At 40.4% G+C, this 16,720-nt stretch carries 15 protein-coding genes and 2 tRNA genes; 9 read left to right on the top strand and 8 right to left on the bottom strand.

Features of this window, described 5'->3' with window-relative positions; genetic code table 11:
• Positions 1-2 precede the first annotated feature (2 nt).
• From WMO31_RS08730 to WMO31_RS08710, 5 genes are read right to left on the bottom strand one after another with little or no spacing between them, the layout of a single operon-like run.
• Positions 3-1,937: a V-type ATP synthase subunit I gene (locus tag WMO31_RS08730; protein WP_117847636.1), complete on the bottom strand. Its 1,935-nt coding sequence runs from the start codon at positions 1,935-1,937 to the stop codon at positions 3-5.
• Between the two features lie 32 nt (positions 1,938-1,969).
• The gene (locus tag WMO31_RS08725; RefSeq protein WP_015524003.1) at positions 1,970-3,004 is read right to left on the bottom strand and encodes a V0D/AC39 family V-type ATPase subunit; all 1,035 of its coding nucleotides are present in this window, start codon (positions 3,002-3,004) and stop codon (positions 1,970-1,972) included.
• A 38-nt stretch (positions 3,005-3,042) separates the two neighbouring features.
• Positions 3,043-3,354: a hypothetical protein gene (locus WMO31_RS08720; RefSeq protein WP_015524002.1), complete on the bottom strand. Its 312-nt coding sequence runs from the start codon at positions 3,352-3,354 to the stop codon at positions 3,043-3,045.
• Between the two features lie 20 nt (positions 3,355-3,374).
• Positions 3,375-4,736: a PFL family protein gene (locus WMO31_RS08715; RefSeq protein ID WP_015524001.1), complete on the bottom strand. Its 1,362-nt coding sequence runs from the start codon at positions 4,734-4,736 to the stop codon at positions 3,375-3,377.
• 33 nt (positions 4,737-4,769) lie between these two features.
• Complete coding sequence (locus tag WMO31_RS08710) at positions 4,770-5,039, bottom strand: ACT domain-containing protein (protein WP_015524000.1); 270 nt, start codon at positions 5,037-5,039, stop codon at positions 4,770-4,772.
• 158 nt (positions 5,040-5,197) lie between these two features.
• On the opposite strand from WMO31_RS08710, the gene WMO31_RS08705 reads away from it, so the two are divergent.
• On the top strand, positions 5,198-6,019 hold the full coding sequence (locus WMO31_RS08705; protein ID WP_117847632.1) for a histidinol-phosphatase HisJ family protein: 822 nt from the start codon (positions 5,198-5,200) through the stop codon (positions 6,017-6,019).
• 136 nt (positions 6,020-6,155) lie between these two features.
• Here the strand turns inward: WMO31_RS08705 and galU are convergent, their stop codons facing one another.
• The gene (gene galU / locus WMO31_RS08700) at positions 6,156-7,028 is read right to left on the bottom strand and encodes a UTP--glucose-1-phosphate uridylyltransferase GalU (RefSeq protein WP_021882853.1); all 873 of its coding nucleotides are present in this window, start codon (positions 7,026-7,028) and stop codon (positions 6,156-6,158) included.
• 71 nt (positions 7,029-7,099) lie between these two features.
• Entirely contained in the window at positions 7,100-8,143 is a 1,044-nt protein-coding gene (locus tag WMO31_RS08695; RefSeq protein WP_317426736.1) for an RING finger protein, read from the bottom strand.
• Between the two features lie 196 nt (positions 8,144-8,339).
• Between WMO31_RS08695 and prfB the strand changes: the two genes are divergently transcribed.
• Together prfB and WMO31_RS08685 are read left to right on the top strand one after the other, a co-directional pair.
• Positions 8,340-9,458, top strand: a complete 1,119-nt coding sequence (prfB, locus tag WMO31_RS08690) for a peptide chain release factor 2 (protein ID WP_015523996.1) — start codon at positions 8,340-8,342, stop codon at positions 9,456-9,458.
• A gap of 33 nt (positions 9,459-9,491) precedes the next feature.
• Positions 9,492-10,703, top strand: coding sequence for a cofactor-independent phosphoglycerate mutase (locus WMO31_RS08685; protein WP_117520445.1), 1,212 nt, complete (start codon positions 9,492-9,494; stop codon positions 10,701-10,703).
• 204 nt (positions 10,704-10,907) lie between these two features.
• Here WMO31_RS08685 and WMO31_RS08680 read toward each other — a convergent pair whose 3' ends face one another.
• Positions 10,908-11,162, bottom strand: a complete 255-nt coding sequence (locus WMO31_RS08680; RefSeq protein WP_015523993.1) for a TIGR03905 family TSCPD domain-containing protein — start codon at positions 11,160-11,162, stop codon at positions 10,908-10,910.
• A 272-nt stretch (positions 11,163-11,434) separates the two neighbouring features.
• Between WMO31_RS08680 and WMO31_RS08675 the strand changes: the two genes are divergently transcribed.
• The 6 genes from WMO31_RS08675 to WMO31_RS08650 all read left to right on the top strand — a co-directional run bounded on the left by WMO31_RS08675 (position 11,435) and on the right by WMO31_RS08650 (position 16,713).
• Complete coding sequence (locus WMO31_RS08675) at positions 11,435-12,532, top strand: DnaD domain protein (RefSeq protein WP_117967492.1); 1,098 nt, start codon at positions 11,435-11,437, stop codon at positions 12,530-12,532.
• 13 nt (positions 12,533-12,545) lie between these two features.
• Entirely contained in the window at positions 12,546-13,532 is a 987-nt protein-coding gene (locus WMO31_RS08670) for an ATP-binding protein (protein ID WP_015523991.1), read from the top strand.
• 149 nt (positions 13,533-13,681) lie between these two features.
• A tRNA-Gln gene (locus WMO31_RS08665) sits at positions 13,682-13,755 on the top strand.
• Positions 13,756-13,787: 32 nt separating this feature from the next.
• Positions 13,788-13,864: transfer RNA gene (locus WMO31_RS08660), tRNA-Pro, on the top strand.
• 63 nt (positions 13,865-13,927) lie between these two features.
• A complete protein-coding gene (locus tag WMO31_RS08655; protein ID WP_101070031.1) occupies positions 13,928-14,392 on the top strand; it encodes a DUF4358 domain-containing protein in 465 nt (154 codons plus the stop codon).
• 71 nt (positions 14,393-14,463) lie between these two features.
• On the top strand, positions 14,464-16,713 hold the full coding sequence (locus WMO31_RS08650; protein WP_117847622.1) for an ATP-dependent helicase: 2,250 nt from the start codon (positions 14,464-14,466) through the stop codon (positions 16,711-16,713).
• Positions 16,714-16,720: the final 7 nt, after the last annotated feature.

Raw genomic sequence — 16,720 nt, 5'->3', positions numbered from 1 at the left:
TATCAATCAATATTTAATTTAACAGGTTCGTAAGGTCTGCCTTCACCGGAATAGAAACGGCTGAACATCTCGTAATATTCAAGTCTTAACACCTGAATTGCAACAAGAAGCGCCTCAAGAACCATTACAAAAACATTACCAAAAACAACTACGGGCCAGTATGCTACTGCGGGAGCTGTTTGGGCAAGTACGAAAACAACCGTCATCATACCTGCGTGTACAAGAACGAATGCACCGACTCTTAAAAAGCTTACCGTGTTTGTAACATACTCAAGCAAAAATTCGATTGACTCGATAGCATGCTCAAGAATATATCCGCCCCAGCTTTCGGGCTGCCAGTCTTTTTCACCGGTAATAAGAAGTCCGAGAGGCTCACCAAAGAAGATGAGCAGATAGGGGAGAACGATAAGGCAAAGAATGTATGCAAGGGAAAATACCTGCAGACCCAATACGAGCTGTCCTGCAACACCGAAAATAATTGAACAGTAGAATACAAGACCTGCACAACCGCTTGATCCGAACAAGGCTCTTCCCACTTCTCCCTGCTTGAAGGAACTGTAAATATTAAGTCCCATAGCAACCACAACAAGCGAAATACCTATTGCAACAGCCGCAAGAAGAATCATTACAATTGAGCCTGATGACATTACTTCAATCGGTTTTTCATCAAGTCCGAAGAGTGCCTTGTAAAGAGGATCGAGCACATGCTCAAATCCGAACACACTTCCGAACACACAGCCGAATATCGCAGAAGAAATTCCGCACGGCACAAGAATCTTACCGATTTTCATTTTCCTGAGTTTCCACATAAGCGCACCGACAATTGATACACAAATGCCCTGACCGAGGTCAGCAAACATTATGCCGAATATAATGACATAAGTGATAGCGATAAAGAGTGACGGATCAATTTCGTTATATTTCGGAACACCGTACATCTCTGTGTAAAATTCAAACGGTTTTGCAAGGAAACAGTTTTTGAGTTTGACAGGCGGCGATTTTGCAATCTCCGTCTTGCCGTCTGAAAAATCTACATTGACGCTGGCAATTTTTTTGAGTCTGCGTCTGAGAGGCTTAGCATCCTCTGTAGGAACCCAACCTACAATGATAAAGCTTTTGCTGTATTGCAATGCTTTTGTGCGGATTTTGGCATAAAGATTAAGCTCTTCAAGTTTAGAAAGATATTTACAGATTCTAACCTCATACTTGTCAACATAATCGTCAACTCGCTTCTGAGCTTCTTTAAGCTTCTCCTCAAGATGGGGAATAAGGCTCTCAAGTTTTTTCAGATGAATTCTCGGTGTGTCATTAACTCCGAGAACATCACATTTTTCAAAGTACAATCCTGAAAAGATTCTGTCAATTTCCTCGGTTTTGTCAATCGGAGCAAAATAAACGCCCCAATAATGTGATTTATCCTCGGAACAGACAATAAAATCCACATAAGGATTATCTTTATAGGCTGAAAGCTTTTCAAAGCTTTCCTTAGGCAATCTGCCAAAGCGTGAACTGATATACTTTAAGGTTAAAACCTTTTCGATTTCAACCCCAAGTCCGACAAAGTGTGTTGTTTCAACAAGATTTTCCTTTGCCTGCATCAACTGCTCTTCAACAAACAGCCTGTCATCTGCAAGAACTTCAATGTCGCTGTTTATCTGATTTGTAAACAGCTCAATTTCTTTAAAGGTCGGATTAAAGTCACTTACATCAACAAGATTAAACTTGCGTTTTGTAAGGCTTAATGTTGCTTTAAGAGTGTTAAGAGGTTCAGCATAGATGTTTTTTGATTGCAGATGTGTAAAATCCTTTGTGTTGCTGTAGAAAGATGAAACATCATCGGGATGGAACACACCTGATTCACCAAGTACCGATATTACATTATCAATATCCCTTGTAAGTCCGATAATGCTTACGGCCTGCATGGTTGAAACAGCCAAATTATAATCACCTCTTCTTGACAGTCAAATAATCATTTAATGAGCAATGACTGTGTAATTTTATTGTCAAGTTCATATCTTGTGCCCTCAATCAGAGTGACAATATTCATCAGCTCTGTTTCGGCAACAAAAACATATGAAATCATTACAACCGAAGGGTTGTTGGAAAAGTGCATATTTTTCCTTGCAAGCCTGTATTTTACTCTCGGTGAAATATCGCTTGCATAAACATATCCGATTTTATCAATCAATCTTCCGTTATGCGTATTCTGCATAATTGAGAATATCTCACCCGAAGATTCCGCCTTACACATCATGTCAACGGTCTTTTCGCTGAGATTTGTGTAATTAAGCAAGAGGTTTGCTTTGATATCATCGGGAGAAAGCTTATAATACTTTTTCAATCTCAGAATTCTCGAGAAAATATTATAATCGTTAATCGTAAAGAAAAAGTTGATAAGCTCGTGCTTTTCCTGTCCTTTTGTTGTAGCTTTAATCAGTTTTGTCAGTTTTCCGAACACCAAGTTATACAGCTTGTTCTCAATGTCCGATATTGGAAGTCGATTTTTCTCATCAGGAGAAAATTGCTTGAGAATATCGTAGAATTGGGAGGACTGTGTGGCGTTCAGAAACTCTTCATAATTTTTTGCGTTGGCAAGCTTGTTAACATCTATTTCCGTATGCTTTGAAATATACCCCGGGAATTGATAGATGAACTTGTCAGTCGAGTTTGAACTGAGCAGGATAAGGAATCTTATAATCTGCTCAACCTCTAATGTCGAGATAATGTACGATGACAAACCCGAGCTTACGCTCGAATCGTATCTGCACAAAGAGTCAAATTCATAGAAAAGGTTTTGCCTCAAAAGAGCCTCAAGCCGTCCTCTGTGAATTTCACGCTCACTGACATCCGTCAGAGCCTTGGAGTAATGCGTATTATTTTTAAGATACGACATAATCTCTCCGACACTCTGGCATGCAAGCAAACTCTGGTAATCCTTTTCGGTAAGTCTGTTGCCGAACTTTGACCTTGCTTTTGTCAGAACTGCAAACGAAGTTTTTGACATTATCCGCATACACCTCCTTGTAAACAGTAAATGGAATGTTACTGTGCAACCGTTCTTTTGACGATTTCGTCAACCCACTTGTCACAGTTGAGTTTAAAATCAGAGTCAAGCTTGATATGCACTGAATTGTGCTTGCCCTGAATTTCCTCCCATTGCTGTTCGGCTTTCTTTGTTTCCTGAATGTCGTTGCGTTTCACAACCTCTTCAGCTTTTGCCATGAAGTCGTCATAAATCTTCTTCGTTTCGGCTTCAATAGTTTTGGAAAGTTCCTCTTTTTCTTCAAGAGTATCCTTTTCCATGGCTTTGGCTTCGTTGTCGGCATCAACGATTTTTTTAATCATATTCTCCACAATACCACCCCCGTGAAAAATCAGTTTTTAAGCGCCTGAAGCGGAGCCGGAATTCTTCCGCCACGCTTAATAAATGCCTCCGGTGAACCTTTCCTTACAGGCATAACGGGACCTCTGCCGAGCAGTCCGCCGAAATTAAGTTCTTCGCCTGCACTTTTTCCGATAGCCGGAATAAGTCTTACCGCAGTTGTTTTGGTATTTACCATACCAATTGCAGCCTCATCTGCAATAATTGCAGAGATAACCTCGGGAGTTATGTCACCCGGTACTACAATCATGTCAAGACCAACCGAACATACGGCTGTCATTGATTCAAGTTTTGTAATATCAAGGTAACCTTCAGTAGCGGCATGAATCATACCTGCATCCTCGGAAACGGGGATGAAAGCACCGCTCAGACCGCCGACATGGGAAGAAGCCATAACGCCGCCCTTTTTAACAGCGTCATTAAGAAGTGCAAGTGCAGCGGTTGTACCGTGGCATCCGCACACTTCAAGTCCCATCTCCTCAAGAATATATGCAACACTGTCACCGACAGCAGGTGTCGGGGCAAGTGAAAGGTCAACAATACCAAAGGGAACACAAAGTCGCTTGCTTGCTTCTCTTGCAACAAGCTGTCCCATACGGGTGATTTTGAATGCAGTTTTCTTAACCATATCTGCAATTTCCGTGATGTCTTTTCCTGCACCGTCTTTTGCAAGAGCGGCTCTTACAACGCCGGGACCCGATACACCGACATTGATAACAGTATCGGCTTCACCGACACCGTGGAAAGCACCAGCCATAAATGGGTTGTCTTCGGGAGCGTTACAGAATACAACGAGCTTTGCGGCACCGATGCAGTTTCTGTCGGCTGTAACTTCTGCAGCCTGCTTAACGACCTTACCCATCATCTTAACAGCATCCATATTGATGCCGGCTTTTGTAGAACCGATATTTACGGATGAACAAACGAAATCGGTTTCGCTCAAGGCCTGTGGAATACTCTCAATAAGAGCGTAGTCACCGCTTGCAAAACCCTTCTGAACAAGAGCGGAATAACCGCCGATGAAGTTTACGCCGAGTTCCTTTGCGGCTTTGTCAAGAGTGTGGGCAAACTTGACAACATTCTTGCTCTGGCACGGAGCGGCTACCATACCGATAGGGGTAACTGAAATTCTTTTATGTATAATCGGAATACCAAATTCCTTCTGGATGTCTTCACCTGTTTTAACAAGGTCTTTTGCATTTCGACAAATTTTGTCATAAACCTTTGTGCAAGCCTTATCAATGTCCTCGTCAATGCAGTCAAGCAATGAAATACCCATTGTAATTGTTCTTACATCAAGGTTTTCATTGTCTATCATATTTATGGTTTCAAGTATATCTCTTGTTTCTAACATATTATGTATATCCTTTCAATTCGGTAGCACTGATCAAATTCTGTGCATGCTGTTAAAGATGTCCTCGTGCATAACATGAACCTTTGTATTTGTTGATTCTCCGACTGCTTTGAGGTTTGTACGGAGCTGCTCAAATCCGATGTTGGATTTGTCAATTTCAACAAGCATAATCATAGCAAACATATCCTGAAGAACACTCTGTGTTACTTCCACGATATTAACATCAGCCTTTGAACAGGCCTCTGAAACTTTTGCAAGGATTCCAACGCTGTCTTTACCGATTACTGTGATAACTGCCTTCATTTTTTACCTCCTGTTTATGCAGATTTTCGTTGGAATTCTGCATAAAACTGCTTTTCTTTATTTGTGCATATTATATAACTAATTTTTAATAAAGTAAAGTGCAATATTGAAAAAAATTTTTTCATATGTTATCATCTTTTTTGTGAGGTGTTTTACTAATGAAAATATGTGATATTCATACCCATTCAAGCAACTCTTTCGATGCTGCAAATACAGTTGAAGAAATGTGCAACAGTGCCTGTAACAAGGGACTTTTTGCACTTGCAATCACCGACCACTGCGAAGCTCCCGAGATTTTGCTCGGCTCTGAAAGTGAGTACGGAGATTTCAGCAAATTAATTCCAAAATCGAATTATGAAACTTCGATTTTGCAAGATAGATACAAGGGTAAAATCAAAATACTGAGAGGTATTGAACTCGGTGAGCCGATGCACAATGACGAATGTACAAAAAAAGCACTTTGTTTTGGAGATTTTGACATAATAATCGCATCCGTGCATAACCTGAGAAACAGACCGGATTTTTATTATATGGACTTCAAAAAAGAAGATGCACATATAATTCTCGATATGTACTTTGATGAACTTCTCGAAACCGCCTCTTTTGACAGCTTTTGTACTCTTGCACACCTTACATATCCGTTGAGATATATTAAGCGTGACACGGGCGTTATTCCGAGTCTTTCACCGTACAGAGATAAGATTGACCTTATCTACGAAAAACTTATTAAAAAGGATAAGGCTCTTGAAATTAATGTTTCGGGACTGTTCAAGGGACTCGGTGAAACTCTCCCTGCATTTGATGAAATTAAACGCTATCACGACCTTGGAGGCAAGTACATAACCCTCGGAAGTGACGCACACAATATAAATGATGTCGGCAGAGATATTGAAAAGGGAATAGAGCTTGCTTTTAAAGCCGGGTTCAAATCATACTATATATATGAAAACTGTTGCCCTTATGAAATAACAATTGAATAACAAAGAATTAAAATAGTTCTTAAAAGCAAAAAGAGGATTTCGCACTGATATGATGTGAAATCCTCCTTGTTTTTTTGAATCCAATATTTAACTGTAGCACAGTATACTGCACTTTTCTGAAAATTGCAATACCTTTTTACAAAGTTTTTGCAAGATTTTTTATGTAATCCTTCAATAAATCTTTTGTTTCAGGGTGTTCAAGCCCAATTTCTATCTGAGCCTGCAAGATTCCGAATTTATTGCCCATATCGTATCTCTTGCCCTCAAACTCAACGGCTGTCATTCCTTTTGTTATTGCAATCTCTCTCATTGCGTCTGTAAGCTGAATTTCTCCGCCGATTCCGGGTTTTGTATTTTCGAGAATTTCGAAAATTTCAGCCGGGAGCACGCATCTGTCAAGAATCGAATAAAGTGAAAGAACTTCTTCGGGAGTCTGCGGCTTTTCCTTCATGTCCGTACAGGCAAAAACATTGTCGTGCATATGTTCAACTTTGAGTGAACCGTACTTGTGAATGTCTTTGGCGTCAACCTTTTTAACGCCTACAACTCCTTCACCGTATTCACCGTAATGATCAATGAGCTGTTTGATTGCAGGAACCTTGCCTGTAATAACGCCGTCACCGTACATAACGGCAAAAGGTTCATTGCCTACAAAAGATTTTGCTTTGAGAACGGCATGTCCAAGGCCTTTCATTTCTTTCTGTCTGATAAAAGAAATGTTTGCAAGGTTTGAAATATTTCTGACTGTTTCAAGAAATTCTGTTTTGCCGCTCTTTTCAAGCAGACTTTCAAGTTCGGGAGAAGCGTCAAAATGATCCTCCATAAGTCCTTTGCCACGGTTTGTGATGATGAGAATATCTGTAATTCCTGCCGCAACAGCCTCCTCAACTATGAACTGAATAGTTGGTTTGTCAACGATAGGATACATTTCTTTCGGCATATTTTTTGTTGCGGGAAGAACTCTTGTACCGAGTCCCGCTGCCGGGATAACCGCCTTTGTTATACGCATAATATTCCTTCTTTCTCATTAAACTTTTTACTTATTATGTTTCTATACATTTATTACGGTGTTTCTGCCATTTACATTAAGAACATCGGCAGATAATTGACAACAAGGAAAGCAAAAGCTACAGAAATAGCAATCGGGAGATTTACCCCGCCTTTTGTTTCAAGTGCCTCATTCAAAAGCTCTTTATTTGTTGTACTTTTTATCTTTTTAATTTTCTTAACAGAGTGATTGTAGTAACATTTATTTGCAATTAAACCGCTGATAACCATTACTATAAGTGAAACCGCATTTGCAAGCAGAGGAGAGAGAAACAGTAAAAACTCAGTCGGTGAAAGTCCGAAAGAATTACCAAGCGAAAGCACCTGTCCGGATTGCTGAGCCTGTACTATGCCCGTGTAGATAGATTTCCATGCCGGAAGCGATGAAATATAAGCAGAACCTACCATTGAACCGAGTACGAGAGCTGAGAACAATACGCCTAAGCCATACATTTTTCGGTACAGAAAATATATTCCCGATAAAATAAATGCGGAAAAATTGAATCTGCTCTTTTTAAACCTATTGATAAAGTTGAAAACCCTCAGATAATAAGGGGTGTTCTTACCAATGAATTTTGCGGCTTCACCTGCAGTGATATCGTCAACAAGCGGTTCGTCGCTCTTCATTCCTGCCATAGGATCAAAAGCGGCAGCCATTTGCGGATTTGCCTGACCAAAAGGAACACCAAACGGCGGCATACCCTGATTCTGATTGAAATTCGGGTTTGGCTGACCGTTATTCTGATTTTGCTGAAAGTTCGGATTGTTTTTGTCATCACCGTAAAGTGGTGCGCCGCAGTTGCAGCAATAGAACATTTCTTTCGGATTTTCCGCTCCGCAGCGCTTGCAAAGAACTACACCGTCTTTAGCGTCCTGCTCTGCCTGTTGTTCGGCCTCTTCAAGCTGTTCCTTTTCAAAAGAAAAATCAGCACCGTGTTTGTCTGCAAAATGACAATGACCTTCTTTTTCATAACATTCTCTGTGATGCGGTGCTCCGCATTCAGGGCAGACTACAACATCGTCACCCTTTTTGAACTGTTTGTCACATACCGGACATTTGTATTCTGTAAATTCCATTATAAACCTCCAAAGGATACACGATACAGTGTACCTTTACACTTTAATTATAACAAATAGTATTGACAAATGCAACTTGTTTTTGTGTATAAGTTTACTTATGAATAAAATAGCTGTTTTTCTTTACTTTTGTGGATGTTTTTGCTATAATATTAAATTGTGAAAGGATAAACTATATTCAGAAAGGTACATGTTTATGGTACAGTTTGAGGAATTACTTTTAAAGCTTCAGGCTCTCAAGCCTGAAATAGACGATTTGTCCGATGCACTCGGTATGAAGGGCATGCTCTCGGAGATTCAACAGCTTGAACTCAAGGCAACCGAGCCGGGATTTTGGGACGATGTGGAAAAATCACAAAAGGTTTTACAGCGTACGGGCTCTTTAAAGGGCAAGGTTGAGGCTTACGAAGGTCTTGTTGCCAAATACGAGGATACTCACGCCTTGATTGAACTTGCAAATGAGGAAGAGGACGAATCTCTTCTTGAAGAGGCAGAAAGCGAAGTTGAGGCTGTCAAAGAAAATCTTGAAAAACAGCGTTTGCAGACTTTGCTCACAGGCGAATATGATAAAAATAACGCAATTCTTACATTTCACGCAGGTTCTGGCGGAACAGAGGCTCAGGACTGGGCAGAAATGCTTTACAGGATGTACACCCGTTGGGCAGAGGCTCACGGCTTTAAGGTTAAAGAAGTTGACTACCTTGACGGCGATGAGGCAGGACTTAAAAGTGCCGTGCTTCTTGTTGAAGGTGAAAATGCTTACGGCTACTTAAAGAGCGAGGCAGGCGTTCACCGTCTTGTTCGTGTATCTCCGTTTGACTCGGCAGGCAGAAGACACACAAGCTTCTCATCTCTTGAGGTTATGCCGGAAATTGCAAAAGATACAGAGGTTCACATTCCGCCCGAAGATATCAAAATGGATGTTTACCGTGCCAGCGGTGCAGGCGGTCAGAAGGTCAACAAGACTTCATCTGCTGTTCGTCTTACTCATATTCCTACTGGTATTGTTGTTGCCAGTCAGGTTGAGCGCAGTCAGTATCAGAACCGTGATGTTGCTATGAATATGCTTATCTCAAAACTCGTTGAAATCAAAGAGCGTGAGCATCTTGAAAAGATTGAGGACATCAAGGGCGTTCAAAAGGAAATTACCTGGGGTTCACAGATCCGAAGCTATGTATTCATGCCGTATACAATGGTAAAAGACCACAGAACAGGCTTTGAAACAGGTAACATTCAGGCTGTTATGGACGGCGATCTTGACGGCTTTATCAACGCATATTTAAAGTGTGCAAGTCTTGGCACACTTCAGAAATAAATTTCATATTATACGGAAAGGCTATGAATTAGTATGAAGTATTTAGTAATGCTCTGTGACGGTATGGCTGATGAGCCAAACGCACAGCTTGATAATTCAACTCCTATGGCAAAGGCTGTTAAGCCTTGTATGGATTACCTTGCCTCAAAGGGTGAGGTCGGAATGGTTAAAACCGTTGCCGAAGGACTCAAACCCGGCAGCGATGTTGCAAACCTTTCGGTTCTCGGTTATGAGCCTGCTGTTTATTACAGCGGTCGTTCTCCGCTTGAGGCGGCAAGTATCGGTATTGACCTTAAAGACACCGATGTAACATTAAGATGTAACCTTGTAACTCTGTCCGATGAAGAAAACTACGAGGACAAGTCTATGGTTGACTATTGTGCAGGCGACATTTCAACAGAAGAAGCAAGAGAACTTATCAATTATGTTGAGGAAAAGCTCGGCAACGATATTTTTAAGTTCTATTCGGGTGTTGCATACCGTCATTGTCTTGTGTGGAAAAACGGCAATCCTCATCCGGGCGAACTCACACCTCCTCACGATATCTCAGGTCGTGTAATTAAAGAATACATTCCAAAGGGTGACGATACTGCCGCTCTCTATGATTTGATGAAGAAAAGCTATGATTTGCTCAAAGATCATCCTGTAAACAAGGCAAGAGTTGAAAAAGGACTTCGTCCCGCTAACTCAATTTGGCTCTGGGGCGAGGGTACAAAACCCGCTCTTGACAGCTTCTTCGGCAAGTTCGGCAAAAAGGGCAGTATGATTTCTGCTGTTGACCTTCTCAAAGGTATCGCAATTTGTGCCGGCATGAAAAGCGTTGATGTTGAAGGTGCAACAGGCTATATTGACACAAACTTTGACGGAAAGTGCAAAGCCGCCATTGATGAATTCAAAAACGGTGCGGACTTTGTATATATCCATGTTGAAGCTCCCGATGAATGCGGTCACAGAGGAGAGATTGAAAATAAAGTAAAGGCTATTGAACTCATTGATGAGCATATTCTCAAGCCCGTAACCGATTTTCTCAGAACTTTTGATGATTTTGCCGTACTCGTATGTCCCGATCATCCCACACCTCTTTCTATTCGCACACACACTTCAAATCCTGTTCCTTATCTTATCTATGACAGCAAAAACGAAGTTGACAGCGGCGTAAGCAAATTCTGTGAAGAAGAGGCTAAAAAGACAGGCAACTATATTGAAAAAGGTTTCACAATGATGGATTACTTCCTTTCTAAATAATTTTTTGCTCTGTACTACATAATAAACCAAAAAAATAACATCCTTGCAGATATAATGAAATTAAAAATCTGTAAGGATGTTTTTATGTTGTGTTTGTTCATTATCATAACAATAATGAGTGTGATTACCTTGTTTGTAATTGCGTTTTCTTATGCAGTAAAATTCCTTATTGGAATAATAATTAAACTTATACGCAAAAACGATTTAGATAAGTTTTAATGCTTCAACAAGAGCCTTTGAAAGCTGATCGGGGCAAGATGTGCCTCTGCCACGGCAGTCAATGCCTTTTAATCTGTCAACAGCGTCTTTTGCGTCCATACCTTTAACAAGCATACAAATGCCCTGAGTGTTGCCTGAACAGCCGCCCACAAACTCACAGCTTGTGATTTTGCCGTTGTCATCAAGTTCAAGATTAATCTGTCTGGAACAAACTCCCGTAGGGAAATATGAATATTTCATTGTAATACCTCTTTTCATAATTTGAAATCATATTATCACAGAAACAGAAAAAAATCCAGATAATTTTATTTTTTTGTTTTTAAAATTGAAAATCTATGTTATAATTTAAATACAGATTGCACTTTGTTACAAACCTTGCTCCCTGTTATGAAAGCAGAGCGTTGTTTTAATTGAAATCCAAGTGCAGATGTTTCATTACTTTAAGAGAATGAAACTATTATAAATATTGTAACAGACATTTACAAGAAGCAAATCACAGAAAGTAGGATATAATGTCAATTAATATAGATTTGGGAGCATGGAACTCAATTTTTGCAGTTCCCTCCAAAGTAGTCGATGAAGGATTAAAATTTTCTGACGGCGTAAAGCTTAAAGTCCTTTTGTTTGTCCTTCGTAATGCCGGTCGTTCCGTTGACGACACTGAAATTTCAAAGGCAACAGGTGTCAATGTAACCGATATTCCCGAGGCGCTTGACTATTGGGTAAGTATGGGTGTGTTTAATCGAATTGAAAATACCTTTACTCCCGTAAAAAATAACGAGGAATTTGTTTCTGCACCGCAGACTTCTGTTCAAACGGAACAGACACCGCAACCTGTTCAGACTGTTTTACAGCCACAACAGACAGTACCACAGCCTGTTCAAGCGGTTCAAGAGCCTGTAAAACAGGAAACAGAACAGTCGCCGAAGGAAAACGCAGAAGAACCGCAAAAACATTTTACGGCTACAAGACCGCAAAAGCCTGATTTTGTATTTACGGCACAAAGGCTTGCGGTTGATGAAGAATTAAAAATGCTTGTTGAAGAAACGCAGACAACACTCGGAAAGGTTCTTTCAAATTCCGATATTGCAACTCTGCTTATGCTCAAGGACACCTGCGGACTTCCGCTTGATGTTATCTTTATGCTTATACATTATTGTGCAAGCATTGATAAGGGCAATATAAGAACGATTGAAAATATCGGTATTCAATGGGCAAATGACGGTGTTTATTCGCTTGAGGCGGCTGATAACAAGATTAAGCAGATTCAAAAAACAACGGCAAACTTTTCAATTGTTTCAAAAGCATTCGGACTTAAAAATGTCGGTTCTCCTACAAAGAAACAGCTTGAATACGGTGACAAGTGGGTAAGCGAGTGGAAGTTTTCGCCAGAAATGCTCAGAGAGGCGTATGAAAGATGCGTTGATACAAAGGGAACAATGAATCTTCGCTACATTGACGGAATCTTAAAGCGTTGGAATGCAAGCAATCTGCACACGCTTGACGAACTTCATAAGTATGAAAAATCAGCGTCAAAGCCGTCGCAGAAACAGTCGTCATCTTATGATATTAATGAACTCGACAAATTTAATTCACTTGATAATTTTTAATTAAGAGGTTGGTATGGGATACAGCAATAGTGTTTATAAGGCTGCTTCGGACACATTACATGAACGCAGACTTAACGCCGAAAAGGCGGCGGAAAGAAGAAAAGAAGAGGTTTATAAAAAATTCCCCCGTGTGAAAGAACTTGAAAAACAGATTTCCGTAGGCGGAATCAAAACAGCCCGAGCAGTTCTTGCAGGCGGAGATGTAAAGGACGCCGTTTCAAAGCTTCGTGATCAGAATCTTGCAATGCAGGCAGAGGTCAGGAAAATCCTTACAGATAACGGCTATCCCGAAAATTATTTTGAACCCGATTATTTTTGTAAGAAATGTAATGACAAGGGTTATTGTGACATAAACGGCAAAACTGTCAGATGTTCATGCATGAAGTCTGCACTCATAGCCTGTGCATGTGCCGAGCTTAACAGAAACGCTCCGCTGTCACTTTCTACATTTGAAAGCTTTAATCTTGAATATTATGACAAGACTGTTGATCCAAAGCTTAAGGTATCTCCTTACGACCATATGAGCAGAGTTTTAAGATATTGTCAGAATTATGCCGACAACTTTAACTCACATTCGGAAAGTATACTTATGAAAGGTGCAACCGGACTCGGCAAAACTCATTTGTCGCTTGCAATTGCAAACGAGGCAATAAAGAGGGGATACGGTGTAATTTATGCGTCTGCTCCGCAACTTGTTTCAAAGCTTGAAAAAATATATTTTTCAAACAAGGAAGATGATTCAACATTTGATATGCTTGTTGAATGCGACCTTCTTATTATAGATGACCTCGGAACGGAATTTCATTCTCAATTTTCCGTATCACAGCTTTACAACATTTTTAACTCAAGGATGTTGTCAAACAAGCCCGTAATTATAAATACAAATCTGACAATAAGAGATTTGCAGGAGAATTATACTGACAGATTTGTTTCAAGGATCTGCGGAAATGCCCGTCAGCTTGATTTTTTGGGCAGAGATATAAGGATCAGACGAAAATAATTTTAAAATATTTTCGTCAAAAATCCTGTTGCTGTCGGCTGTTTTGAAGGTCTGAAAACTTTTTTGAAAAAATTTTAAAAAAAGTATTGACTTTTTGAACGATATGTCTTATAATTCATATCGTTGCAAGTTCGGTAGCAATTACATCTTGTGGAATAGTGTAACGGTAGCACGACAGACTCTGACTCTGTTTGTTGGGGTTCGAATCCCTATTCCACAGCCACAGCCCCGAAGTAATTCGGGGCTCTTTTATTTCGAGGTGTAGCGCAGTTTGGTAGCGCACATCGTTCGGGACGATGGGGTCGCAAGTTCGAATCTTGTCACCTCGACCAGTTTGGCGCCGTACTTTTTTAAGTTCGGCGCGTTTTCTTTTTTAAAAATTTGGAGGTAATTTTATGAAAAAAGTGATTTCGCTCGCAGTTGCTCTTGTTCTTTGCCTTTCGATATTTGCAGGTTGCGGTGCAAAGGAAGTTAATCTTGCTGATCTTATGGATAAGATGAATTCCGAGTACAGTGTAGATGCAACAAAGTATGAAACAAAGGATGATATGTACAAATATTACAATATCAATGCCGATGATATCAAGCAGTTTGCCGCTGAGGTCGGTAAGTCTGATACAGACAGCAAAAATACAGAGGTAGTTCTTGTTGAGGCAACTGATTCAGATGCCGCTTCAAGAGTTGAAACTGCTCTTACAAACCGCTATAATTCAATCTTTCAGCAGAACGCTTCCTATTCAGCTGAAGAGCTTGATATGGTGAAAAATTGTAAGGTTACAAAGGACGGTAACTTTGTTACAATGATTATCGGCGAAAAGGCATCAGATATGCTTACAATGTTTAATGACAGCATTAAATAATTCATTTAAAATTTACTGAGGGCGAACATCGTTCGCCCCTTTCTTTTGCAATATTTTAAGGCAGGTTAAAAATGGTACAGACTGAGATTCAAAAAAACTTTTCACATATGAATGATATGCAGAAACAGGCTGTTTTCTGCACAGAAGGACCTTTGCTCATACTTGCAGGTGCCGGTTCGGGCAAAACAACTGTTCTTGTTAACAGAATAGCCTACATTTTGCAGTGTGAGCTTTGTAAACCATGGCAGATACTTGCCATTACTTTTACAAATAAAGCCGCAGGAGAGCTTAAAGAACGAATCTGTGCGGCAGTTCCCGAGGGCGGTGCCGACATCTGGGCGGCTACCTTTCATTCAACCTGTGCAAGAATCCTTCGCAGATATGGCGACAGAATCGGTTATACAAGTCATTTTACGGTTTACGGGACTGACGATCAGAAAAAACTCGTCAAGGATATTTTAAAGCAACTCAATATTGCCGAAAAAACTTTGCCTGTAAAATCAATTCTCTCCGAAATTTCAAAGGCTAAGGATAAAATGCTTACTCCCGAAGAAATGCGTAAAGAGGCTGAATTTGACAGCAGAAAAGCACAGATTGCAAAGGTTTACGAAATCTATCAGACAAAGCTTAAAACAGCCGACGCAATGGATTTTGACGATATGCTTTGCAATACCGTAAAGCTTTTTGAAACAGCACCCGATATACTTGATTATTACAGAAATCAGTTCAAGTACATCATGGTCGATGAGTATCAGGATACTAACAAGGTGCAGTATAAGTTTGTAAGTCTGCTTGCAAGCAAATACGGAAACATCTGCGTTGTCGGTGATGATGACCAGAGTATCTACAAATTCCGTGGTGCTACAATCGAAAATATTCTTTCTTTTGAAAATACATTTAAGAACGCAAAGATGATTCGCCTTGAACAGAATTACAGAAGTACACAGAATATCCTCAATGCCGCTAACGAGGTCATCTCAAATAACACAATGCGTAAGGGTAAAACTTTGTGGACCGAAAACGGTCAGGGCGAAAAAATTAAGGTACATACAGCCGAGAATGAGCGTGACGAGGCTAATTTCATTGCTCAGACTATTCTTGACGGTGTTGCCGACGGAAGAAAATATTCCGACTATGCAATTCTTTACAGAATGAATGCCCAATCAAACGCAATTGAGCAGGCTTTGTCACGAAGCGGTGTTCCGCACCGTGTAATCGGCGGTCACAGATTCTATGACCGTGAAGAAATTCGTGATATGGTTGCATATCTTCAGGTTATAAATAATCCTCATGATGATGTCAGACTTTCAAGAATTATCAATGTTCCTAAAAGGGGAATAGGTGCGACAACCGTTTCCCATGCCGCAGACATTGCCGCAGGACTCGGCGAAAGCATTTACGATGTAATCAAGGAGGCGGAAAACTATCCGCAGCTTTCTCGTGCCTCTGCAAAGCTCAAAGCTTTTGTTGCACTTATTGACGGACTTATTGAAGCCGAACAGAGCGGCGAATATTCCCTTGCAGAATTATATAACCTTGTGATTGAACACACATCATACGAACAGTATCTTAAAACCGAAAAGGACAACCCTGAAGTTCGTATTGAAAACATTGAAGAACTTTCTTCAAATATCGTCAAGTTTGAAGAGGACTACGGCGATGAGGCAGACCTCTCTGCATTTCTTGAAGAAATTTCTCTCCAGACCGATATTGATAACTACGATGCAGATGCAGATACCTGCGTAATGATGACATTACATTCGGCAAAGGGACTTGAATTTCCTGTTGTATTCATCGCAGGCATGGAAGAAGGAATGTTTCCGTCCGTTGCAACAATGATGAATCCCGATGAACTCAACGAGGAAAGGCGACTTGCTTATGTCGGAATTACAAGAGCAAAGGAAATTCTCTATTTCACAAAAACAAATTCGAGAATGCTGTTCGGATCAACAAGCTATAATAAGGGCTCAAGATTCTTAAACGAAATTCCAGATAATCTTCTTGAATACAGCGGCGGAAGAAAGCAGATGTTCACACAGGCGACTTCCGGGTTTGCATCGGGAACAGGTGAAAAAGTTTCCGTCGGTAAATCATCGGGAAGCTCGTATTCACCGAATAAATCATTTGGATTTACAAAACCTCCTGTTAAGAGCGGTGCTGTATTCAATGTAGGAGATTGTGTTCAGCACAAGGTGTTCGGCAAGGGTATGGTAATGAAAGCCGAGAAAATGGGCAATGATACTATGCTTGAAATCGCCTTTGATAAAGCCGGCACAAAAACTCTTATGGCGAACTATTGCAGTAATATGAAAAAAATCTGAGGTGATT

It is taken from the genome of Ruminococcoides intestinale, assembly GCF_040095935.1.
Classification (GTDB): domain Bacteria; phylum Bacillota; class Clostridia; order Oscillospirales; family Acutalibacteraceae; genus Ruminococcoides; species Ruminococcoides intestinale.
The sequence above is the reverse complement of the archived record's forward strand: the minus strand, read 5'-3'. Positions and strand labels throughout refer to the sequence as shown.